19 protein-coding genes are annotated in these 21,695 nt (G+C 69.8%); 15 read left to right on the top strand and 4 right to left on the bottom strand.

The genetic code is table 11. From position 1 onward, the window contains the following. Positions 1-224: 224 nt before the first annotated feature. Positions 225-2,267, top strand: coding sequence for a PAS domain S-box protein (locus tag ACTJLF_RS14215; protein ID WP_354324862.1), 2,043 nt, complete (start codon positions 225-227; stop codon positions 2,265-2,267). A 129-nt stretch (positions 2,268-2,396) separates the two neighbouring features. Then, the gene (locus tag ACTJLF_RS14210) at positions 2,397-3,023 is read left to right on the top strand and encodes a response regulator transcription factor (RefSeq protein WP_019653860.1); all 627 of its coding nucleotides are present in this window, start codon (positions 2,397-2,399) and stop codon (positions 3,021-3,023) included. 200 nt (positions 3,024-3,223) lie between these two features. Here ACTJLF_RS14210 and ACTJLF_RS14205 read toward each other — a convergent pair whose 3' ends face one another. The 3 genes from ACTJLF_RS14205 to ACTJLF_RS14195 form a co-directional block, all read right to left on the bottom strand. Further along, positions 3,224-3,796, bottom strand: a complete 573-nt coding sequence (locus ACTJLF_RS14205) for an OmpA family protein (protein WP_440883280.1) — start codon at positions 3,794-3,796, stop codon at positions 3,224-3,226. 90 nt (positions 3,797-3,886) lie between these two features. Continuing rightward, on the bottom strand, positions 3,887-4,546 hold the full coding sequence (locus ACTJLF_RS14200) for an OmpA family protein (protein ID WP_440883279.1): 660 nt from the start codon (positions 4,544-4,546) through the stop codon (positions 3,887-3,889). Positions 4,547-4,743: 197 nt separating this feature from the next. Further along, on the bottom strand, positions 4,744-4,908 hold the full coding sequence (locus ACTJLF_RS14195) for a hypothetical protein (protein WP_164713485.1): 165 nt from the start codon (positions 4,906-4,908) through the stop codon (positions 4,744-4,746). On the opposite strand from ACTJLF_RS14195, the gene mltA reads away from it, so the two are divergent. Continuing rightward, complete coding sequence (gene mltA / locus ACTJLF_RS14190) at positions 4,907-6,055, top strand: murein transglycosylase A (RefSeq protein ID WP_019653864.1); 1,149 nt, start codon at positions 4,907-4,909, stop codon at positions 6,053-6,055. The two genes, ACTJLF_RS14195 and mltA, sit on opposite strands and share 2 nt — an antisense overlap. A gap of 157 nt (positions 6,056-6,212) precedes the next feature. Next, the gene (locus ACTJLF_RS14185; RefSeq protein ID WP_440883278.1) at positions 6,213-8,477 is read left to right on the top strand and encodes a PhoX family protein; all 2,265 of its coding nucleotides are present in this window, start codon (positions 6,213-6,215) and stop codon (positions 8,475-8,477) included. Positions 8,478-8,603: 126 nt separating this feature from the next. Here the strand turns inward: ACTJLF_RS14185 and ACTJLF_RS14180 are convergent, their stop codons facing one another. Continuing rightward, positions 8,604-9,068, bottom strand: a complete 465-nt coding sequence (locus ACTJLF_RS14180) for an Lrp/AsnC family transcriptional regulator (protein WP_019653866.1) — start codon at positions 9,066-9,068, stop codon at positions 8,604-8,606. A gap of 105 nt (positions 9,069-9,173) precedes the next feature. On the opposite strand from ACTJLF_RS14180, the gene mdeB reads away from it, so the two are divergent. The 11 genes from mdeB (at position 9,174) to ACTJLF_RS14125 (ending at position 21,602) form a co-directional block, all read left to right on the top strand. Beyond that, complete coding sequence (gene mdeB, locus ACTJLF_RS14175) at positions 9,174-11,834, top strand: alpha-ketoglutarate dehydrogenase (protein ID WP_440883277.1); 2,661 nt, start codon at positions 9,174-9,176, stop codon at positions 11,832-11,834. A 67-nt stretch (positions 11,835-11,901) separates the two neighbouring features. Next, entirely contained in the window at positions 11,902-12,678 is a 777-nt protein-coding gene (locus tag ACTJLF_RS14170; RefSeq protein ID WP_126183717.1) for a FadR/GntR family transcriptional regulator, read from the top strand. Between the two features lie 122 nt (positions 12,679-12,800). Continuing rightward, the gene (locus ACTJLF_RS14165; protein WP_440883276.1) at positions 12,801-14,126 is read left to right on the top strand and encodes an MFS transporter; all 1,326 of its coding nucleotides are present in this window, start codon (positions 12,801-12,803) and stop codon (positions 14,124-14,126) included. Between the two features lie 157 nt (positions 14,127-14,283). Beyond that, complete coding sequence (gene ltnD, locus ACTJLF_RS14160) at positions 14,284-15,231, top strand: L-threonate dehydrogenase (protein ID WP_440883275.1); 948 nt, start codon at positions 14,284-14,286, stop codon at positions 15,229-15,231. Next, the gene (locus tag ACTJLF_RS14155) at positions 15,228-16,124 is read left to right on the top strand and encodes an alpha/beta fold hydrolase (RefSeq protein WP_440883274.1); all 897 of its coding nucleotides are present in this window, start codon (positions 15,228-15,230) and stop codon (positions 16,122-16,124) included. The genes ltnD and ACTJLF_RS14155 overlap by 4 nt, the downstream gene beginning before the upstream one ends. Positions 16,125-16,149: 25 nt before the next feature. Beyond that, entirely contained in the window at positions 16,150-17,163 is a 1,014-nt protein-coding gene (gene denD, locus ACTJLF_RS14150; RefSeq protein WP_145759588.1) for a D-erythronate dehydrogenase, read from the top strand. Positions 17,164-17,168: 5 nt separating this feature from the next. Continuing rightward, positions 17,169-18,440 (top strand): 3-oxo-tetronate kinase, encoded by a 1,272-nt coding sequence (otnK, locus tag ACTJLF_RS14145; RefSeq protein ID WP_184606109.1) that lies wholly within the window; start codon positions 17,169-17,171, stop codon positions 18,438-18,440. 8 nt (positions 18,441-18,448) lie between these two features. Beyond that, positions 18,449-19,120, top strand: a complete 672-nt coding sequence (locus ACTJLF_RS14140; protein ID WP_126183722.1) for a class II aldolase/adducin family protein — start codon at positions 18,449-18,451, stop codon at positions 19,118-19,120. A 12-nt stretch (positions 19,121-19,132) separates the two neighbouring features. Further along, the gene (gene otnI, locus ACTJLF_RS14135; protein WP_019653875.1) at positions 19,133-19,954 is read left to right on the top strand and encodes a 2-oxo-tetronate isomerase; all 822 of its coding nucleotides are present in this window, start codon (positions 19,133-19,135) and stop codon (positions 19,952-19,954) included. Beyond that, entirely contained in the window at positions 19,951-21,150 is a 1,200-nt protein-coding gene (locus tag ACTJLF_RS14130) for an amidohydrolase family protein (RefSeq protein ID WP_184606111.1), read from the top strand. Before otnI ends, ACTJLF_RS14130 begins: the two co-directional genes overlap by 4 nt. Continuing rightward, positions 21,147-21,602, top strand: a complete 456-nt coding sequence (locus tag ACTJLF_RS14125; RefSeq protein WP_019653877.1) for a RidA family protein — start codon at positions 21,147-21,149, stop codon at positions 21,600-21,602. The genes ACTJLF_RS14130 and ACTJLF_RS14125 overlap by 4 nt, the downstream gene beginning before the upstream one ends. Positions 21,603-21,695 lie beyond the last annotated feature (93 nt).

Genomic DNA, 21,695 nt, shown 5'->3' with positions numbered 1-21,695 from the left:
CGGGCCTGCCCGCTTCGTGAGGCCGCCGACCCCCTTCGAGGGGGCAACACCGGCGGCCCGCCAAAGCCGGTTCCGCGGAACTCTCGGATTCACCCCCAGGCTTCGCGCACTTCGTGTCGCTGCGCCAACCCCCTTCGAGGGGGCAACACCGGCGGCCCGGCGAAGCCGGTCCCGCGGTGTTCCTGGAACAAGCCGCGTACCTTGCGTGCGGCGGTGGTGCCGGCATGTCTGATGCGCTGCTGACCGTCGCACCGCAGCGATGGGCGCTGCTGGCCTATGCGCGGCTGCGCTCGCTGTGGCAGCGCTGGTTCCTGTGGCTGCTGCTGGCGGTGCTGGTGTCGGTGCTGCTGGTCACGGTGGTGTGGCTCGCGGGCCGGCACGAAGTGGAGCAGGTGCAGGCCGCGCTCGACCGCGACACCGCCGACGCGGTCGCCGACCTGCGCAGCGGCTTCCAGCGCAATGCGCAGAGCCTGCGCGCCACGCAGGCGCCCGGCGCCGATCCCGCCAGGTGGCCGGAGGTGGCTGCCGCGCTGCTGCGCGAGCATCGCGAGTGGCTGCGGCTCGAATGGCGCGATTCGGCGCTGCGCCCGCTGCAGGCCGTCAATACGCCCTACCGCATGCGCGTGCTCGACGAGGACACGCGCGGCCCCGACCAGTCCGACGTGTCGCTGGCCTGCGCCGCGGCGCGCAAGCTGGGCGCGTCGGCCTATTCGCCGAGCCACTACGTGCCCATCGCGGGCGGCGGCGGCATCGAGGTGATGGAGCTGTGCGTGCCGATCGACGCGGGCGGCTACCTGGTGGCGAGCTATTCGCTGCGCGACGCGCTGATCGAGCTGGTCGGCCCCACGCTCACGCGCGGCCAGGAGGTGGCCTTCACCGAGGCCGACGGCACGCGGCTGGTGGCGCTGGGCAGCTCGCGGCGCACCGGCACGCGGGTGTTCACCTCGCAGCAGCTCATCGACCTGCCGGGCACCTCGCTGATGCTGCGCGTGGACGGCTGGCGCGCGGCGCCCGACCTGTTCCCGAACATGCTCACGGCGCTGGTCACGGCGATCTCCATCGCACTGGTGTCGGTGCTGGTGCTGCTCGCGCGCGACACGCGCCGCCGCCTGCGCGCCGAGCGCGACCTGGCCGACGCGCTGGCCTTCCGCAAGGCGATGGAGGACTCCGTCATCACCGGCCTGCGCGCGCGCGACCTGCGCGGCCGCATCACCTACGTCAACCCGGCCTTCTGCGAGATGGTGGGCTTCAGCCCCGAGGAGCTCATGGCGGACAACGCCGAGGCACCCTACTGGCCCACCGAGCTGGCGCACGAGTACCAGCAGCGGCAGGCGCGGCGGCTCGCGGGCGGCATGCCGCCGCGCGAGGGCTTCGAGTCGGTCTTCATGCGCAAGGACGGCACGCGCTTTCCGGTGCTGATCTTCGAGGCGCCGCTGATCAACGCGCACAAGGTGCAGACCGGCTGGATGAGCGCGTTCATCGACGTGAGCGAGCAGCGCCGCATCGAGGAACTCTCGCGCGCCAGCCAGGAGCGCCTGCAGGCCAGCGCGCGGCTGGCCACCGTGGGCGAGATGGCCTCGCTGCTGAGCCACGAGCTCACCCAGCCGCTGGCCGCCATCGCCAGCTACGCGAGCGGCTCGCTCAACCTGCTGGGCCCCGACGCCAAGGGCGACCAGGGCGAGGTGGCGATGGCTGTTAAGCGCATCGCCGAGCAGGCCGACCGCGCCGGGCAGGTGATCCGCAGCGTGCACGACTTCGTGCGCCGCCGCGACCGCACGCGCGAGGCCGTCGCGCCGCAGGCGCTCATCGACGCGGTGCTGCCGCTGGTGCGGCTGCAGGCGCGCAAGCTGGGCGTAATCATCGAGGTGGTGCTGGAAGACCGCCTGCCCGCGGTCATGTGCGACCGCACGCTGGTCGAGCAGGTGCTGCTGAATCTCGCGCGCAACGCGATGCAGGCCATGGACAGCCCCGACAACATCGGCAGCCGCGTGCTGCGGCTGCGCGTGGCGCGCGCCGCCGCGATGGGCGCCGCGGGCCAGGAAGACGGCCGGCGCTGGATCGAGTTCTCCGTGGCCGACCTCGGCAGCGGCATCACCGAGGAGGTCGCCGAGCGGCTCTTCACGCCCTTCTTCACCACGCGCGCCGACGGCATGGGGCTCGGCCTGAGCCTGTGCCGCACCGTGGTCGAGCAGCACGGCGGTGCGCTCCTGTTCGAACCCAACAAGCCGCGCGGAACCGTGTTCAGGTTCACGCTGCTGAGCACATGATCACCCCCAGGCTTCGCGCACTTCGTGTCGCTTCTCCTTCCCCCTCGCCGGGGGCGACACCTGCGGCCCGGCGGAGCCGGTTCCGCGGTGCCCTCGAAGGGCCCGCGCCTGTTTTTGGATTGAATTGATATGCAACCGCTGATCGACGGCTTGATCTTCATCGTGGACGACGACGCCAGCGTGCGCGAGGCGCTGGCCTGGCTGCTGCGCTCGCGGCGCCTGGCCAGCGAGCACTTCGCGAGCGCGGAGGCGTTCGAGCAGTTTCTCGACCAGGGCCCGCTGCCGCAGCAGCCACTGTGCCTGCTGCTGGATGTGCGCATGCCCGGCACCAGCGGGCTGGTGCTGTTCGACCGCATCGTGGAGCGCGGGCTGCTGCCCGCGATGCCGGTGATCTTCCTGACCGGCCATGCCGACGTGCCGACGGCCGTCGACGCGGTCAAGCGCGGCGCCTTCGACTTCTGCGAGAAGCCCTTCTCCGACAACGCACTGGTCGACCGCATCGAGCATGCGCTGAGCGCGTCGCAGCAGGCACTGGAAGTGCAGCGCGCACGCCGGGGCCTGGCCGAGCGCATCGGCGAGCTGACCGATCGTGAGCGCGACGTGATGCGACTGGTGGTCGAGGGCCTGCCGAACAAGCTCATCGCCGACCAGCTCGCGATCAGCGTGCGCACGGTGGAGGTCCACCGCGCGCGCGTGTTCGACAAGATGGAAGTGAAGTCGGCCGTCGAGTTGGCCAACCGTCTGCGCGAACTCTAGCCCCCTGATTCTTCGCGGAACGCCGCGGAACCGGCTCTACCGGGCCGCGGGTGTTGCCCCCTGCAAGGGGGGCACAGCGCACGCAGTGCGCGAAGCCTGGGTGAGCTCAGGACCACCGCGGAACCGGCTTCGCCGGGCCGCAGGTGGTGCCCCCTGAAAGGGGGTTGGCAAAGCGACACGAAGTGCGCGAAGCCTGGGGGTTAGGCCTTCTCCGCCACGAAGATCTCGACGCGGCGGTTCTGTGCGCGGCCTGCGGCCGTGTTGTTGTCCACCAGCGGTTCGCGCGAGCCGCGGCCGTCGGTGGTGATGGCGGTGGTCGAGACGCCGCGGCTCACGAGGTGGTTGCGCACGCTGTCGGCGCGGCTCACCGAGAGGCGCTCGTTGCCTTCCTCGCTGCCGGTGTTGTCGGTGTGGCCCACCACGCGCACGCTGGCGGCGGTGGCGCTCTTCAGGCCTTCGGCGACCTTGTCGAGCACCTGCGCGAGGTTGCGCTTGACGTTGGCGCGGCCGGTGTCGAACGACATCTCGTTGGGGATCACCAGGTGGAGCTGGTTGTCGGCGGTCTGCTCGATCACCACGCCCGTTCCCTTGGTCGAGGTCTCGAGGTCGCTCTTCAGCGTGGCCAGGCGGGCCGTCCAGCTGTTGGCCGGTGCGGCTGCGGCTGCGGGCGCGGCTGCAGGCGCGGGTGCCGGCGGGGGAGCCGACTGCGATGCGCAGCCCGCGATGAACAGCAACGCGGCGGCTGCCGCACTCGAAACAACGAACTTCCTCATGAGATTCCCTCTTAATGGACCAATGGAACGGTTATGGCGGGAACCGGCCTTTCAGCGCGGCCGGTTTCCCTCTCGTGCGCCGGCGCTCGCTCAGCCTCGCGGCCCGCGCTCGCCCACGTAGATTTCGACGCGGCGGTTCTGTGCCCTGCCTGCGTCGCTGTTGTTGTCGGCGATCGGCTCGTGCGAACCGCGGCCTTCGATGCGGAAGATCGCTGCGTTCACGCCGCGCGCCACGAGGTAGTCGCGGGTGCTGGCCGCGCGGTCGACCGACAGGGGGTTGTTGATGGCGTCCGAGCCGGTGCTGTCGGTGTGGCCGATGATGCGCACCTCGGCGTTCGGGTTGCCGCGCAGGCCGCTGGCGAACTGGTCTAGCACCGGCGCGAAGTTGGGCTTGATGTTGGAGCGGCCCACGTCGAACGACACGTCGCTCGGGATCTGCAGCTTCAGCTCGTTGTTGGGCGTCTGGGTCACGGCCACGCCGGTGCCCTGGGTGGCGGCTTCCATCTGGCGCTTCTGGTTCTCCATGCGCTGCGACCACAGGTAGCCGCCGAGCGCGCCGGCTGCCGCGCCGACAACCGCACCCGTGCCGATGGCCCCGCGGTTTCCGCCGGTGGCCGAGCCGATGGCGGCTCCGCCCAGCGCGCCGATGCCGGCGCCGATGCCGGTGTTGCGCTGCGTGTCGGTCATGCCGCCGGCACAGCCCGAGAGGACGAGCGCGGCGGCGGTGGTGGCGAGTAAGAACTTTTTCATGGCGTTCCCTTTCGAGGTTGATTGAAGCGAGCGACAGCTTAGCCTTCGGGGAGTGCGTGATGGTACGGGCTCAAAGCCCTACGGAAAATAAGAAAAGTTTCGTCATCGCGCATGAATGCTGCGATGATTGCTACTAAAGTAATAGCAATGGGGTGGTTGTCCGACAGTGCTGAGCGGCCGGGGACTTCAGGAGCAATTCACGCTTCGGGCGGGCGCTTTCCCTGGTCGGTGCCGCGGCCGGCCTCCGGCTCGTCGTCGTCATCGTGCAATTCACCCTTGTTGCGGCCGGAAAACATGGTCCACCAGATGATCAGAATGAACACCAGTCCCGCGGCGAGGGCTTCAAGCAGAATCAAACCCATGAGAAATGGACTCCAGTGGCTGGTCGGGATTGCGATCGTAGCAACGCTCGCCGCCTGCTCCACCGGCCCGCGCACGCCCGAGGCCCCCATCCGCCCCCCCGTCAGCCAGCCGCGCGACCTCGGTCCGCTCACCGGTTCGCTCGCGCATCCCAAGAGCCGCTGGGTGCCCGTCGGCTGGAGCGAGCTCCCTGGCTTCGGCGAAGACCCCCTGCACGAGGCGTGGATCGCACTGCTGGCGAACTGCACCCGCCCCAACGCCGCCTTCGCGCCGCTGTGCCGCGACGTGCGCCAGCTGACCATCGCCACCCCCGAAGAGCAGCGCCAGTGGATGACAGAGCGGCTGCAGCCCTATCGCGTGGAAGCGCTCAACGGCCAGAGCGAAGGCAAGCTCACCAGCTATTACGAGCCGGTGTACGAGGCCTCGCGCGTGCCCACTGCCACCTTCAACGTGCCGATCTACCAGGCGCCCGACGGCCTCGTGCCGCGCCGCCCCTGGTACACGCGCCAGGAGATCGAGACCCTGCCCGAGGCGCAGGCCGCACTGCGCGGGCGCGAGATCGCATGGATGGCCGACCCCATCGACGCGCTGATGCTGCACATCCAGGGCTCCGGGCGGCTGCGCATCACCGAGGCCAACGGCTGGCAGCACACCGTTCGCGTCGCCTTCTCGGCCACCAACGAGCAGCCTTACCGCAGCGTGCAGCAGTGGCTCGTCAGCCAGGGCGTGGCCAAGGTCGGCAAGTGGCCCGACGACACCAAGGCCTGGGCCGCGCAGAACCCGCAGCGCGTGACGCAGATGATGTGGAGCAACCCGCGCTACGTGTTCTTCCGCGAAGAGACCATGAGCGAGGTCGATGCCGCCTTCGGCCCGCGGGGCGCGCAGGGCGTGCCGCTCACGGCCGGCCGCTCCATCGCGGTCGACCGCGAGAGCATTCCCTACGGCACGCCGGTGTGGCTGGCATCCAGCGGACCGGCGGCGCAGCTGCAGAAGCTGGTGGTGGCGCAGGACACCGGCAGCGCCATCCTCGGCGCCGTGCGCGCCGACTACTTTGCCGGCACCGGTGCCGATGCGGGCCGCCTCGCGGCGAGCATGAACCAGCCGCTGAGGCTGTGGGCCCTGTGGCCGCGGCAGCTGCCCGCGCCCTGAGCCGGGGAGCGCCGATCCGGACGAGGCTTCGATGAAGGGTTTCCGAAAAAGACCCGGCATAACCTGACCGGAAGCTGATCAATTCACGGAGTCGTCATACGAAGTGCCTAACTTCGCGGGCTGGTTTTTCCCCAACCCACGAAGAAAGACATTGCGCATGACCGCAAACACCCGCTCCGACGATCGCCCGGTCGAAATCGAAGACATCGGCACCAACACCACGTCGAATCCCTCGTTCAACGACCTGATCGCCGCCCGACTGAGCCGCCGCCGCCTGTTCGGCCTGGGCGTCGGCACGGCCGGCACCGCGCTGCTGCAGGCCTGCGGCGGTGGTGGCGGTGGCGGCACCGCCTTCCCGGTGCTGCCCCCGGCACCTGCACCGGCTCCCGCTCCGGCGCCTGCCCCCACGCCGGCACCCAGCCCCGCCCCGATGAAGCTCGGCTTCAATGCCGTTGCCAAGAGCCTCGCCGACGTGGTCACCGTGCCGGCCGGCTACACCGCCAGCGTGCTGTACCGCCTGGGCGATCCGATCGCCTCGGGTGTCGCCGCGTACCAGAACAACGGCAATGACGACGCCACCACGTACGACCGCCGCGCAGGCGACCACCACGACGGCATGACCTACTTCGGCATGAACGCGTCGAACAAGTGGGATGCCACCGGCGCATCGCGCGGCCTGCTCGTGATGAACCACGAGGCCATCACACCGCTGTTCCTGCACCCCACCGGGCAGACCGTCAGCGGCAGCGGCACCGCGGCCGCGCGCACCGTGGCCGACGAAGTGCTGCGCGAGTTCTACCTGCACGGCGTGAGCGTGATCGAGGTCAACAAGAGCGGCAGCACCTGGAGCTACAAGCAGGACTCGAGCTTCAACCGCCGCGTCCACACGCTCACCGAGATGGCCTTCTCGGGCCCCGCCGCCAAGACCGGCTACCTGAAGACCAAGTACTCGACCGACGGCAGCAAGACCCGCGGCACGGTCAACAACTGCGCCAACGGCACCACGCCGTGGGGCACGTACCTCACCTGCGAGGAGAACTGGGCCGGCTACTTCCGCCGCATCGCCGTCAACGACGATGCCAACCGCACGGCCAAGGAACTGGCTTCCTTCAGCCGCTATGGCGTGGCCGGCACCGGCCGCGAACTCTGGGCCACCGTCACGCCCGACACCGCCGACAACCTGTACGGGCGCTGGAACACCGAGGTCGTCGCCACGAGCGGCACCGCTGCCGACGACTACCGCAACGGCGCCAACACCTATGGCTGGGTGGTCGAGATCGATCCGTTCAACCCCTCCAGCACGCCCAAGAAGCGCACCGCGCTCGGCCGCTTCGGCCACGAGGGTGCCTGCCTGGGCCCGGTCGTGGTCGGCAAGCCGCTCGTCTGGTACATGGGCGACGACTCGCGCAACGAGTACATCTACAAGTTCGTGTCGACCAAGAACTGGGACGCCGCCGACATCGGCGGCGGCACGGCCGCCGGCGACAAGTACATGGACGACGGCAAGCTCTACGTCGCGAAGTTCAAGGCCGACGGCACGGGCGACTGGCTCGAGCTGAAGCTGGGCGTCAACAACATCACCGCCGCCTACTCCGCATACGCTTTCGCCGACGCGGCCGACGTGCTGATCAACGCCCGTCACGCAGCCGACGCGGCCGGCGCCACCAGGATGGACCGCCCCGAGTGGACGGCCGTCAATCCGAAGACCGGCGAGGTCTACGTCACGCTGACCAACACCAATTCGAGCTCGCGTCCGATCGGCAAGACCGACGCCGCCAACCCGCGCTTCTACAACGACAAGACCACCGCCGGGAAGGACCAGAAGGGCAACCCGAACGGCCACATCGTACGCTTTGCCGATACCAACGGCGACCCGACCTCCGCCACCTTCAAGTGGGACGTGTACCTCTTCGGCGCGCGTTCCACCGCGTCGGCCGATGTCAACCTCTCGCAGCTCGGTGCCGACAACGACTTCTCCAGCCCCGACGGCATGTGGTTCAGCCAGGCGGCGCCCGGCCTGCTGTGGCTGGAGACCGACGATGGCGCCTACACCGACGTGACCAACTGCATGCTGCTGGCGGCCCTGCCGGGCAAGGTCGGCGACGGCGGCGCGAAGACCATCACCAACGTCGACGGCGCCACCACCGCCACGCAGGCCACCTTCGTCGGCAAGGCTCCGGGCACCGACGGACTGCGCCGCTTCCTGGTCGGCCCCATCGACTGCGAGATCACCGGCATCGCCGAATCCGGCGACGGCCGCGCGCTGTTCGTGAACATCCAGCACCCGGGCGAGACCACGGCCAGCACGAACATCTCGGATCCGACGAAGTTCCTCAGCCACTGGCCGGAAGGCGGCAACGCCCGCCCGCGCTCGGCAACCATCGTCATCACCAAGAACGACGGCGGCCTGATCGGCCTCTGATCGACCTGGGTCGGATTCCCCTGTCCGGCGGGGGCACCGCGGAACCGGCTTCGCCGGGCCGCAGGTGTCGCCCCTGGCGAGGGAGTTCGCGCAGCGACACGAAGTGCGCGAAGCCTGGGGGTGTGCCTATTTCGGCAACGGCAGCGCCGTCTTGTATCTCACCTGCTTCAGCGCAAAGCTGGAGCGGATCTTCTCGATCCCCGGAATCGGCGTGAGCTGTTCCAGGATGAATTTCTCCAGCGCCGCCATGTCCGCCACCGCGATGCGGATCAGGTAGTCGCTGTCGCCCGTCATGAGGTAGCACTCCATCACTTCGTCGTGCTCGGCGATGCGCTGCTCGAAGTCGGCGAGCGACTGCTTGCTCTGCGTCGTGAGGCTGATCGAGATGAACACGTTGAGCCCGAGGCCCAGGGCCTTGGCGCTTGCGAGCGCGACATAGCGGTCGATCACGCCGCTGGCCTCGAGCACCTTCACGCGCGAGAGGCAGGGCGATGGCGACAGGTGCACGCGCCGCGCCAGCTCCACGTTCGACAGCGCGCCGTCGCGCTGAAGCTCGTCCAGAATGCGCAGGTCGATGGCGTCGAGTTGCATGAAATGCCGTGCAGATTGAATATCGCGGAATTTTATGCTGCGAGGCCTGCATGGGCTTGGCGCTGCCGGTAGCTAATTTTCCGGACTGCGGCCTAAAGTGCTGCCATGAACGCCCCGATTTCGCCCGACCAGATGCGCGCCCTGCTGCTGGATGAAGCGCAGCTCTCGCACGATCCCGACCCCGCCGAGACCGCCGAGTGGCGCGACGCCTTCGTGGCGCTGGCGCAGACGCAGGGGCCGCAGCGCGCCAGGCAGATGCTGGCCGAGCTGGCCCGCCTCGCGCGGCAGCAGCGCATCGGCTGGCAGCCCGAACTCGCCACGCCGTACGTCAACACCATCGCGGTGGAAGACCAGCCGCCGTTCCCGGGCGACCTCGCCATCGAGGAAAAGCTCGCCTCGCTGATGCGCTGGAACGCGCTCGCGATGGTGGCCAAGGCCAACCAGGCGTACGGCGAACTTGGCGGCCACATCGCCAGCTATGCGAGCGCGGCCGACCTGTTCGAGACCGGCTTCAACCATTTCTTCCATGCGCGCAGCGAGCACCATCGCGGCGACCTCGTGTTCTTCCAGCCGCACAGCGCCCCCGGCGTCTATGCCCGCGCATACCTCGAAGGCCGCCTGAGCGAGGAAGACCTGAAGCACTACCGCCAGGAACTCACCGCGCCCGCCTTCGTCGACGGCAGCGGCGCGCGCGGCCTGTGCAGCTATCCGCATCCGTACCTGATGCCGGACTTCTGGCAGTTCCCGACCGGCTCGATGGGCATCGGCCCCATCAGCTCGATCTACCACGCGCGCTTCATGCGCTACCTCACGCACCGCAACCTGCTGAACTGCGAAGGCCGCAAGGTGTGGGGCGTGTTCGGCGACGGCGAGATGGACGAGCCCGAGTCGATGAGCGCCTTGACGCTCGCCGCACGCGAGAAGCTCGACAACCTCGTGTGGGTGGTCAACTGCAACCTGCAGCGCCTGGACGGCCCGGTGCGCGGCAACGGCCGCATCATCGACGAGCTCGAGAAGCTCTTCGCCGGCGCGGGATGGAACGTCGTCAAGCTGATCTGGGGCAGCGACTGGGACGGGCTCTTCGCCCAGGACGTCAGCGGCGCGCTGGCGCGCGTGTTCGCCAACACCGTCGACGGCCAGATGCAGACCTTCGCGGCCAAGGACGGCCGCTTCAACCGCGACAACTTCTTCGGCCAGAACCCCGAGCTCGCGCGGCTGGCCGAAGGCATGACCGACGAGCAGATCGACCGCCTGAAGCGCGGCGGCCACGATCTCGTGAAGATCCATGCCGCCTACGCCGCAGCCGCGGCGCACCGCGGCCAGCCCACCGTGATCCTCGCCCATACCAAGAAGGGCTACGGCATGGGCAGCGCCGCGCAGGGCAAGATGACCACGCACTCGCACAAGAAGATGGGCGACGTGGACCTCATCGAGTTCCGCGACCGCTTCAACCTGCCGCTGACCGACGCGCAGGCCACCGCGATGGACTTCTACCGCCCCGCCGAGGACAGCGCCGAGATGCGCTACCTGCGCCAGCACCGCGAGTCGCTCGGCGGCGCCATGCCGCGCCGCGAGACCGCCTGCGCGGTGGTCGCCAAGCCCGACATCGCGAGCTACGCGCAGTTCGCCACTGTTGCCGGCGGCAAGGAGATGAGCACCACCATGGCCTTCGTGCGCATGCTGGGCAACCTCATGAAGGACAAGGCCCTCGGCCCGCGCATCGTGCCCATCGTGGCCGACGAGGCGCGCACCTTCGGCATGGCCAACCTGTTCAAGCAGGTCGGCATCTATTCGAGCGTGGGCCAGCGCTATGCGCCGGAGGACATCGGCTCGGTGCTGAGCTACCGCGAGGCCACCGACGGGCAGATCCTGGAAGAGGGCATCAGCGAGGCCGGCGCCATCGCCAGCTGGACGGCCGCGGCCACCAGCTACAGCGTGCACGGGCTGGCGATGCTGCCCTTCTACATCTACTACTCGATGTTCGGCTTCCAGCGCGTGGGCGACGCGATCTGGGCCGCGGCCGACCAGCGTGCGCGCGGCTTCCTGCTGGGCGCCACGTCGGGCCGCACAACCCTCGGCGGCGAGGGCCTGCAGCACCAGGACGGAAGCAGCCACCTCGTGGCCGCGACCATCCCCAACTGCAAGGCCTACGACCCGGCCTTCGCGGGCGAGATGGCGGTGATCGTCGACGCGGGCATCCGCGAGATGATGGTCGAGCAGCAGGACGTGTTCTATTACGTCACGCTCATGAACGAGAACTACGCGCAGCCCGACGTGCCGGCCGGCGCGGAAGGCGACATCCTGCGCGGCTGCTATCGCTTCGGCACTTACGCGCCGGCATCGGGCAAGGCGAAGAAGAAGGTCACGCTGATGGGCTCGGGCGCGATCCTCACCGAGGTCGTGAAGGCCGCACAGCTGCTGGCCGACGAAGGCATCGAGGCCGAGGTGTTCAGCGTCACGAGCTGGAGCGAGCTCGCGCGCGATGGTCTGGCCTGCGAGCAGCGCGAACTGGCGGGCGAAGAAGCCGGCGTGCCCTTCGTCGCGCAGCAGCTCGGCAAGGGCGGCAGCAGGACACCGATCATCGCCGCCACCGACTACGTGCGCGCCGTGCCCGAGAGCGTCCGCGTCTTCCTGCCCGAGGGCCGCCGCTACATCACGCTGGGCACCGACGGTTTCGGCCGCAGCGACACGCGCGCTGCGCTGCGCGGCTTCTTCGGGGTCGATGCGCAGAGCATCGCGAAGGCCGCACGCCACGCGCTGGGCTGAATTCCTGCGGTCTCCGCGACGGGGCGGGCCCTGCGTTAGAGTCGCAGGCCCCACCCCCTTCGCACCCATGACCGCCCGCTTCCAGTCCATCGCCCCTGCCGTCCGCCTGGCCGACCGGGTGGCCGATGCGCTTGCGGCCGAGGTGCGCAGCGGGCGGCTCTCCGAAGGCGACCGGCTGCCGACCGAGACTGCGCTGGCCGAGCAGTTCGGCGTGAGCCGCACGGTGGTGCGCGAGGCGGTGTCGCGGCTGAAGTCGCTGGGGCTGCTCGATTCGCGGCAGGGCAGCGGCGTCTACGTGCGCGCTGCCGGCGTCGAGCCGCTGCGCTTCGAGATGCCGCACGTGGCCTCGCGCGAGGCGGTGATCCAGATGGTCGAGCTGCGCCGTGCGCTCGAAGCCGAGGTCGCCGCGCTGGCCGCAGAGCGGCGCACCGAGGAGGAGATGCAGCGCATCCGCGACGCCATCGCCGCATTGCACGCGGCGGTCGAGGCGGGCGGCAACGGGGCGGACGAGGACGTGCTCTTCCACCGCGCCATCGCCGAGGCGGCCCGCAACCCCTTCCTGATCGGCACGCTGCAGTACCTGCGGCAGTTTCTGCACGGCGCCACCCGCGTCACGCGCGCCAACGAGGCGCGCCGCGCCGATTTCGCGCGCGAGGTGGCGCAGGAGCATGCGCGCATCGTGGAGGCGATCGAGGCCGGCGACCCGCTGCGCGCGCGCGAGGCCGCCAAGAGCCACATGGACAACGCGATCCGCCGCATCGAGCAGGCCGATCCGGTGTTCTGGCAGCAGGAGGGCGAGCAGCTCGCCCGTCCGCTGGTCGAAGGCTGGCCCGTCGGCGGCTGAGCCGACACACAAAGACACCACAAAGTCGCCAGAAGGCGAGTTCTCCGAGGGTTTACCCGGGTCGGCCAGCAAAACCCAGATTTGTATGATGACCTGACAAATCATCAGAGACACAGCTTTTCATGACTTCCTCGACCCTCCAGGCCGGCGCCATGTCGCCCGCCGCCGCCGACGCCGCGCTCGAAAAGCGCGCCTATTCCAAGGTGTTCTGGCGCCTCGTGCCCTTCCTGATGCTCTGCTACGTGATCGCGTACCTCGACCGCGTGAACGTCGGCTTCGCCAAGCTGCAGATGGGCCAGGACCTGGGCTTCAGCGAAACCGTGTTCGGCCTGGGCGCCGGCATCTTCTTCCTGGGCTACTTCCTGTTCGAGGTGCCGAGCAACCTGCTGCTCAACCGCGTGGGCGCGCGCATCTGGATCGCGCGGATCATGATCACCTGGGGCCTGCTCTCGGCCTGCTTCATGTTCGTGAAGACGCCCACCAGCTTCTACATCCTGCGCTTCCTGCTCGGGCTGGCCGAGGCGGGCTTCTATCCGGGCGTGATCCTCTATCTCACGCACTGGTACCCGGCGCACCGGCGCGCGCGGATCATCGCGGTGTTCATGTCGGCGATTCCCGTGGCGGGCATCTTCGGCAACCCGCTGTCGGGCTGGATCATGGACAGCTTCCACGGCGTGTCGGCCATGAGCGGCTGGCAGTGGATGTTCCTCATCGAGGCCATCCCCGCCGTGCTGATCGGCCTGATGGTGCTCTTGTACCTGGACAACGGCATCGCCCAGGCGCGCTGGCTGAACGCCGAGGAAAAGGCGCTGCTGCAGCGCGAGGTGGCGAGCGACGCCGTCCACGGCGCCAAGGGCCCGCACTCGGTGGCCGGCGTGTTCCGCGATGCGCGCATCTGGTGGATGGCCTTCATCTACTTCGCGTTCGTGATGGGCCAGTACGCGCTGACCTTCTGGCTGCCGACGCTGGTCAAGGCCACCGGCGTGCAGGGCAACCTGAACATCGGCCTGCTCAGCGCCATTCCCTTCCTCTGCGCCATCGTCGCGATGAACCTCTTCGGCCGCAGCGCCGACCGACGCCAGGAGCGCCGCTGGCACCTGATCGTGCCGGCCATGATGGGCGCCGTGGGCTTCACCGTCGCCGCCTCGTATACGCAGAACACCGCCGTGTCGCTGGCGTTCCTCTCGCTCGCCGCCGCCGGCGTGCTGACCTGCGCGCCGCTCTTCTGGTCGCTGCCCACCGCCTTCCTGACGGGCACGGCGGCCGCCGCGGGCATCGCCGCCATCAACTCGGTGGGCAACCTCGCGGGCTTCGTGAGCCCCTACCTCATCGGCTACCTGAAGGACCTCACGGGCAGCACGCAGATCGGCATGTACGTGCTGGCCGGCGCGCTGGTGCTCGGCGCCATCGCCGTGTGGTTCACGCCCAAGCAACTCGTCAACCGCTAGATGAAGTACACCCTCAGGCTTCGCGCACTGCGTGTCGCTGCGCCCACCCCCTCGCCGGGGGCGACACCCGCGGCCCGGCAAGGCCGGTTCCGCGGTGGTTCCCCAAGGGGGCGCGTCGCACCGGGCGGCCGGCCTTGCAACTGAAGGAAGCAACGCAATGAATCAAGAAAAGACTCCCGCCACCACCTCCACCGCCACCCCCGTCGTCGGCCTCGTGGGCCTGGGCGCCATGGGCGCCGGCATGGCGCAGTCGCTGCGCCGCGCGGGCTATGCGCCGCATGTGTTCGACGTGCGCCGCGAGGCCGCCGAAGCATTCGCGCGCGATGGCGGCACGGCCTGCGCCACGCTGGCCGAGCTCGGCGCGCAGTGCGACATCGTGGTCAGCGTGGTGGTGAACGCCGCGCAGACCGAGTCGGTGCTGTTCGGCGACGGCACCTCGCCCGGCTGCGCGGCGTCGATGAAGCCCGGCAGCCTGTTCGTGATGTGCTCCACCGTCGATCCGAACTGGTCGGTGGCGCTCGAGGCGCGTCTCGAAAAGCTCGGCATCCTCTACCTCGACGCGCCCATCTCCGGCGGCGCCGCCAAGGCCGCGAGCGGCCAGATGACGATGATGACCGCCGGCACGCCCGCCGCCTACGAGCGCGCCGGTGCGGTGCTGGACGCCATGGCCGCCAAGGTCTACCGCCTGGGCGACAAGGCGGGCGCCGGCAGCAAGGTGAAGATCATCAACCAGCTGCTGGCCGGCGTGCACATCGCGGTGGCGGCCGAGGCCATGGCGCTGGGCCTGCGCGAGGGCGTGGACCCGGCGGCGCTGTACGAGGTCATCACCCACAGCGCGGGCAACAGCTGGATGTTCGAGAACCGCATGGCGCACGTGCTCGCCGGCGACTACACGCCGCTGTCGGCCGTGGACATCTTCGTGAAGGACCTGGGCCTGGTGCTCGACGTGGCGCGCGCGAGCAAGTTTCCGCTGCCGCTGTCGTCCACCGCGCACCAGATGTTCATGCAGGCCTCGACCGCCGGCTATGCGCGCGAGGACGACAGCGCCGTCATCAAGATCTTCCCCGGCATCGAGGTGCCGGCGCCGAAGGGGAATGCGTCGTGAGCGAGCCGGCGCTCAAGTTCGTCGACACGCCGCTGCTGCGCATCGGCTACGAGGAATGGAATCCCGCGGGCAAGGCCACCGCGGTGCTGGTGCACGGCTGGCCCGACAGCCCGCGCTGCTGGCACGGCGTTGCCGAGCGGCTCGTCGACGCCGGCTGGCGCGTGCTGCTGCCCGCCCTGCGGGGCTTCGCGCCGACGACCTTCCTGCATGCCGACACGCCGCGCAGCGGACAGCTCTCGGCGCTGGGCCGCGACCTGCTCGACTTCATCGACGTGCTCGGCCTGCGGCAGCCCGCGCTGGTCGGCCACGACTGGGGCGCGCGTGCCGTGGCCAATGCCTGCGGGCTGCGGCCCGGCGTCGCCAGCGCGCTCGTGCTGATGTCGGTCGGCTACGGCACCAATGCGCCCGACCAGCCGATGCCGCTCGCGCAGGCGCGCAACTACTGGTACCACTGGTACATGGCCACGCCGCGCGGCGAACGCACGGTGCATGACGACCGCATCGCCTTCACGCGGATGATGTGGGACACCTGGGCGCCGGCCGGCTGGTACGAGCCTGCCGAGTTCGAGGCCACCGCCGCCGCCTTCGAGGGCGACGACTGGGCGCGCGTGGTGGTGCATTCGTACCGCCATCGCTGGGGCCATGCGCCGGGCGACCCGCACTACGCGGCCGACGACGCCGCGCTCAACCCCGCGCCCGTGCTGCCGGTGCCCACGCTGGTGCTGCACGGCGCGGCCGATTCCTGCAATCATCCCGACACCTCGGCCGGCAAGGAACGCTTCTTCAGCGGCCCCTACCGCCGCGAGCTGCTCGACGGCGTGGGCCACTTCCCGCAGCGTGAGGCGCCGCAGGCTGTGGCCGACGCGCTGCTGCGCTTCCTGCCCGCGCTCTAGAACGAACACGAAAGACAAGACGACCATGAACATCCTCATCACCGGCGGCTGCGGCTTCCTGGGCGCCCGCCTCGCCCGCACGCTGCTCTCGGGCGGCAGCCTTGCGCTGGCCGGATCGGCCGCGCAGCCCGTCTCGCGCATCACCCTGGCCGACCGCGTGCCGCCGCCCGCCGACCTGGCGTCCGATGCGCGCGTGCAGTTCGTGCAGGGCGACCTGCTGGAGCAGCTCGCGAACGGCGCGCTGCCCATCGCCGACACGCAGCTCGTCTTCCACCTCGCCGCCGCCGTGAGCGGCGAGTGCGAGGCCGACTTCGACCTCGGCATGCGCAGCAACCTCGACGCCACGCGCGGCCTGCTCGAAGCGGCGCGGCGCGCGGGCCATGCGCCGGTGTTCGTGTTCTCCAGCTCGGTCGCGGTGTTCGGCGATTCGCCCGAGCAGCGCCTGCCCGCCGTCATCGAGGACACCACGCTGCCGACGCCGCAGAACAGCTACGGCATCCAGAAGTTCATCGGCGAGCAACTGGTGGCCGACTTCACGCGCAAGGGCTTCGTGCAGGGCCGCAACGTACGGCTGATGACGGTGTCCGTGCGCCCCGGCCGACCCAACGGCGCGGCATCGAGCTTCCTGAGCGGCATGCTGCGCGAGCCGCTGGCCGGCGAACGCGCACGCTGCCCCGTGTCGCCCGACACGCCCGTCGCGCTGGCCTCGCCCGGCAACACCGTCGCGGGCATCGTGCGCGCGGCCACCGCCAGCGCCGCCGAATGGGGCGCGCGCACGGCGGTCAACCTGCCGGCGCTGACCACCACCGTGCGCGAGATGGCGCAGGCGCTCGAACGCATCGCGGGCAAGGAGGCCACCGGCCTGATCGACTGGGAACCCGACGCCGCCATCGCGAAGATCGTGACCAGCTGGCCCAGCCGCATCCACGCCGCGCGCGCCGAGGCGCTGGGCCTGAAGTCCGACGCCAGCTTCGACGCGATCCTGCGCGACTACGTGCGCGAGAACGCGCAGGCCGTGAAGCTTGCGCTGAAGGACTGAACGCCATGTCCAAGCTCGTGCTCGGCTGCATCGCCGACGATTTCACCGGCGCCACCGACCTCGCCAACAACCTCGTGCGTGCCGGCATGCGCGTGGTGCAGGCCATCGGCGTGCCCGAAGGCCCACTCGATGCCGACGTGGATGCGGTGGTGGTCGCGCTCAAGTCGCGCACCATCGCGCCGGCCGAGGCCATCGCGCAGTCGCTCGGCGCCTTGCGCTGGCTGCAGGCGCAAGGCGCGAAGCAGATCTACTTCAAGTACTGCTCCACCTTCGACAGCACGCCGCAAGGCAACATCGGTCCCGTGACCGAAGCGCTGATGGACGCGATGGGATGCGACTTCACCATCGCCACGCCCGCCTTCCCCGACAACAAGCGCACCGTGTTCAAGGGCTACCTGTTCGCGGGCGACGTGCTGCTCAACGAGAGCGGCATGCAGAACCATCCGCTCACGCCGATGACCGACCCGAACCTCGTGCGCGTGCTGCAGGCGCAGTGCACGCGCAAGGTGGGGCTCGTCGACTACGCGGTGGTGGCGCGCGGCGCCGCCGCCATCGAGGAGCGCATCGCTCAGCTCAAGGCCGAGGGCGTCTCCATCGCCATCGTCGACGCGGTGTCGAACGACGACCTGCTGCGCATGGGCCCGGCGCTCGCGAAGATGCCGCTGGTCACCGCAGGCTCGGGCGTGGCCATCGGCCTGCCGGCCAACTTCGGCCTCGCGCCCTCGTCGCAGGCGAGCGAACTGCCCGGGGCCGGCGGCAAGTCGGCGGTGGTCTCGGGCAGCTGCTCGCTGGCCACCAACCGGCAGGTGCTCGATTTCATCCAGCGCGGCGGCGCGGCACTGGCCATCGATCCGCTGCGCATCGCGGCCGGCGTCGACGTCGCGGCCGAGGCGCTGGCGTGGGCCGCTCCGCTGATCGACAAGGGCCCCGTGCTCGTCTACTCGACCGCCGAGGCCGGCGCCGTGAAGTCGGTGCAGGGCCGCCTGGGCGTGGAAGAGGCCGGTGCGATGGTCGAGCGCACGATTGCCGCCATCGCGCGCGGCCTGGTCGAGCGCGGCGTGCACCGGCTGGTGGTGGCCGGCGGCGAGACCTCGGGCGCCTGCGTGCAGGCGCTGGGCATCGCGCAGATGCAGATCGGCCCGCAGATCGACCCCGGCGTGCCGTGGTGCCATGCGCGCTCCGAAGCCGCGCCCGAGGCCGGCCTGCACATCGCGCTGAAGTCGGGCAACTTCGGCAGCGACGATTTCTTCACCAAGGCATTTACAGTGCTCGCATGACCGAGAGCATGACTGCAGAGAACCAGGCCCGCGAGGAGATCTGCCGCGTCGGCCGCAGCCTGTTCGAGCGCGGCTACGTGCACGCCACGGCCGGCAACATCAGCGTGCGCCTGGACGACGGCGGCTTCCTCATCACGCCCACCGATGCCTGCCTCGGCTTCCTCGACCCGGCGCGGCTCGCACGGCTCGACGCGCAGGGCCGGCAGACCGGCGGCGACCGCGCCAGCAAGACCATCGCGCTGCACACGCGCATCTACGCTGCCGCGCGCGCGTTCGATGCGAACACCGCCTGCGTGATCCACACCCACAGCACGCACTGCGTGGCGCTCACGCTGCAGGCTCCCGGCGATGAACTGCTGCCCGCGCTCACGCCCTACTTCGTGATGAAGGTCGGCCATGTGCCGGTCATTGCGTACCACCGGCCGGGCGCGCCCGAAGCGGCCGAGCAGGTGGCGCAGGCCATCGGGCGCTTCGGCGCCGCCGGCACGCCGATCCGCGCCGTGATGCTCGCGCGCCTGGGCCCCAACGTGTGGCACGACACGCCGGCCGCCGCCATGGCCGTGCTCGAGGAACTCGAGGAAACCGCAAGGCTCCAGCAGCTCGCCCAGGCCGCAAGGCCCGAGCCGCTCGATGCCGACCAGATCGATGAACTGCGCCGCACCTTCGGTGCGCGCTGGTAGTAAAAACACCCCATGCCCCAATTCGCCGCCAACCTCTCGATGCTCTACCCGGAGCTCGCCTTCCTCGACCGCTTCGACGCCGCCGCGAAGGACGGTTTCAAGGCCGTGGAATACCTCTTCCCCTACGACTTCACCAAGGAAGAAATCGTCGCCAGGCTCGAGCACAACGGCCTGCAGCAGGTGCTGTTCAACGGCCCGCCTGGCGACTGGAACGGCGGCGAGCGCGGCCTGGCCTGCCTGCCGGGGCGCGAGGCCGAGTTCCGCGAAGGCATCGCCAAGGCCATCGACTATGCCGTGGCGCTCGACTGCCCGCGCATCCACGTCATGGCCGGCCTCGTGCCCGCCGGACAGCAGCGCGACGCGCTGCAGCCCGTCTACATCGACAACCTGCGCTGGGCCGCTGCCGAGGCCGCCAAGGCAGGCCGCGACGTGCTGATCGAGCCGATCAACACGCGCGACATCCCGGGCTTCTTCCTCAACCGGCAGGACCATGCGCACGAGATCGTCGAGACGGTGGGCGCACCCAACCTCAAGGTGCAGATGGATCTCTACCACTGCCAGATCGTCGAGGGCGACGTGGCGATGAAGATCCGCAAGTACCTGCCGACCGGCCGCGTCGGCCACATCCAGATCGCGGGCGTGCCCGATCGCAACGAACCCGACATCGGCGAGCAGAACTACCCGTACCTCTTCGACGTGCTCGACGAGGTGTCGGCGCAGTGCGGCTGGCAGGGCTGGGTCGGCTGCGAGTACCGGCCGAAGCGCGGCGCGGAGCCCGGCGGCACCTCGGCCGGCCTGGGCTGGCTGCGCGACTGGCGGCAGCGGCACGCATGAAGCTCGAGGCGCTGCGCATCCCGGCGCCGCTGCGTGGCTTCGCGGCGGGCGATGTGCAGCTGTTCGACATCGTGCTGGCCGGCGACAGGGTCGCTTCCATCGCGCCCAGCGCGCAGCAGCAGCATGCGAAGGGCACGCTGCTGAGCGCACTGGTCGAGGCCCACGCGCACATCGACAAGAACTACACCGTGCAGGATGTGGGCGCCGCGCAGGGCAACCTGTTCGTCGCGATCGAGCGCATGAATCGCCATCGCGAGAGCTGGACCGGCGAGTCGCTGCGCCTGCGCATGGAGCGCGCGCTTCGCGATGCCTGGCTGTCGGGCACGCGCGCGCTGCGCACGCACCTCGACTGGGTGCAGCCCGAGCCGCCGGCCGCGCTGGCGGTGTTCGAGGCGCTGCGCGAGGAATGGCGCGGCCGCATCGAGCTGCAGTTCGTATCGCTCACGCCGCTCGACCTGTTCGCCGGCATCGACGCCGGCGAGCGCATCGCGCGCGAGGTGAAGCGCGCGGGCGGCGTGCTCGGCGCCTTCGTCTACCGCAACGAGGGCATCGTCCACAAGCTGGGCCGCGTGTTCGACCTTGCGCAGCAGCATGGCCTGGCGCTGGACTTCCACGTCGACGAAGGCCTGGACATCGAGGCCACCGGCCTGCGCAGCATCGCCCAGTTGGTGCGTGCGCGCGACTTCGGGCAGGGCGTGGTCTGCGGCCATGCCTGCTCGCTGTCGGTGCAGGAAGACGCCGTGGCCGCCGAAACGCTCGCGCTGTGCGCCGGCGCCGGCATCCACCTCGTCGCGCTGCCCACCACCAACCTCTACCTGCAGGGCGCATGGGACCGCACGCCGGTGCAGCGCGGCATCACGCGCATCCGCGAGGCGGCGGCACGGGGCTTGCGTGCGAGCCTGGCGACCGACAACGTGCAGGACGCCTTCTATCCCTACGGCAGCTACGACCTGCTGGAGACCTTCGGCCTCGGCGTGCAGGCGGCGCACCTCGCGCCGGCCGACGACTGGCTCGACACCGTCACCGTGAGCCCAGCGAAGGCGCTGGGGCTCGCGTGGGACGGGCGCATCGCGCCGGGCTGCCCGGCCGACCTGCTGGTGCTGTCGGCCACCGGGGAACATGAACTGATCGGCCCGCGCGGACGGCAACGCACCGTCATCCGCGCCGGCCAACGACTGGAGAGCAACGAGCAATGAGCATGGGCAAGCCGATGGCCAACTACGCGGCCGCCAAGCGCGTGGGCGATTTCGTCTTCATGAGCGGCGTGGTCGCCGTCGATCCGGCCACGCGCCGCGCGGTGGCCGGCTACGACGCCATTCCGGAAGAAGCGCGCACCGCGCTGCAGGGCGTGGGCTACGCCACCGGACAGATGTCGGTGGACGTGTTCGAGGCGCCCATCGTCGCGCAGAGCTGGTTCGTGCTCGAGCGCATCCGCCAGATCGCGGCCGAGCACGGCGGCACGATGGAAGACGTGGTGAAGCTGGTGCAGTACTTCCGCCACCTGCCGCACTACGCCTTCTACAACCGCGTGCGCGGCCTGTTCTATCCGGGCGAGCCGCCCGTCAGCACGGTGGTGGAGGTGTCGCGCTTCCTGCCGGGCGACGAGGTGCTGGTGGAAGTTGAGGCGACCATGTACCTGCCGGAATAGGTACTCCCCCAGGCTTGCCCACTTCGTGTGGCCGCCAACCCCCTCGCCGGGGGCAACACCTGCGGCCCGGCAGAGCCGGTTCCGCGGTGTTCC

It is taken from the genome of Variovorax sp. 22077 (assembly GCF_052044195.1).
GTDB classification, from domain to species: Bacteria; Pseudomonadota; Gammaproteobacteria; order Burkholderiales; family Burkholderiaceae_C; genus Variovorax; species Variovorax atrisoli.
Note: the sequence above shows the minus strand (reverse complement) of the source record. Positions and strands in the feature narration are given on the sequence as shown.

What these genes read in the sequence shown, in the direction of transcription:
- ltnD (WP_440883275.1), top strand. Translation starts at nt 14,284, where the DNA reads ATGAATCAAGAAAAGACTCCCGCCACCACCTCCACCGCCACCCCCGTC.
- ACTJLF_RS14185 (WP_440883278.1), top strand. Translation starts at nt 6,213, where the DNA reads ATGACCGCAAACACCCGCTCCGACGATCGCCCGGTCGAAATCGAAGAC.
- ACTJLF_RS14215 (WP_354324862.1), top strand. Translation starts at nt 225, where the DNA reads ATGTCTGATGCGCTGCTGACCGTCGCACCGCAGCGATGGGCGCTGCTG.
- otnK (WP_184606109.1), top strand. Translation starts at nt 17,169, where the DNA reads ATGTCCAAGCTCGTGCTCGGCTGCATCGCCGACGATTTCACCGGCGCC.
- mltA (WP_019653864.1), top strand. Translation starts at nt 4,907, where the DNA reads ATGAGAAATGGACTCCAGTGGCTGGTCGGGATTGCGATCGTAGCAACG.
- ACTJLF_RS14130 (WP_184606111.1), top strand. Translation starts at nt 19,951, where the DNA reads ATGAAGCTCGAGGCGCTGCGCATCCCGGCGCCGCTGCGTGGCTTCGCG.
- ACTJLF_RS14165 (WP_440883276.1), top strand. Translation starts at nt 12,801, where the DNA reads ATGACTTCCTCGACCCTCCAGGCCGGCGCCATGTCGCCCGCCGCCGCC.
- otnI (WP_019653875.1), top strand. Translation starts at nt 19,133, where the DNA reads ATGCCCCAATTCGCCGCCAACCTCTCGATGCTCTACCCGGAGCTCGCC.
- ACTJLF_RS14200 (WP_440883279.1), bottom strand. Translation starts at nt 4,546, where the DNA reads ATGAAAAAGTTCTTACTCGCCACCACCGCCGCCGCGCTCGTCCTCTCG.
- ACTJLF_RS14205 (WP_440883280.1), bottom strand. Translation starts at nt 3,796, where the DNA reads ATGAGGAAGTTCGTTGTTTCGAGTGCGGCAGCCGCCGCGTTGCTGTTC.
- ACTJLF_RS14180 (WP_019653866.1), bottom strand. Translation starts at nt 9,068, where the DNA reads ATGCAACTCGACGCCATCGACCTGCGCATTCTGGACGAGCTTCAGCGC.
- ACTJLF_RS14125 (WP_019653877.1), top strand. Translation starts at nt 21,147, where the DNA reads ATGAGCATGGGCAAGCCGATGGCCAACTACGCGGCCGCCAAGCGCGTG.
- ACTJLF_RS14140 (WP_126183722.1), top strand. Translation starts at nt 18,449, where the DNA reads ATGACTGCAGAGAACCAGGCCCGCGAGGAGATCTGCCGCGTCGGCCGC.
- ACTJLF_RS14210 (WP_019653860.1), top strand. Translation starts at nt 2,397, where the DNA reads ATGCAACCGCTGATCGACGGCTTGATCTTCATCGTGGACGACGACGCC.
- ACTJLF_RS14195 (WP_164713485.1), bottom strand. Translation starts at nt 4,908, where the DNA reads ATGGGTTTGATTCTGCTTGAAGCCCTCGCCGCGGGACTGGTGTTCATT.
- mdeB (WP_440883277.1), top strand. Translation starts at nt 9,174, where the DNA reads ATGAACGCCCCGATTTCGCCCGACCAGATGCGCGCCCTGCTGCTGGAT.
- ACTJLF_RS14170 (WP_126183717.1), top strand. Translation starts at nt 11,902, where the DNA reads ATGACCGCCCGCTTCCAGTCCATCGCCCCTGCCGTCCGCCTGGCCGAC.
- denD (WP_145759588.1), top strand. Translation starts at nt 16,150, where the DNA reads ATGAACATCCTCATCACCGGCGGCTGCGGCTTCCTGGGCGCCCGCCTC.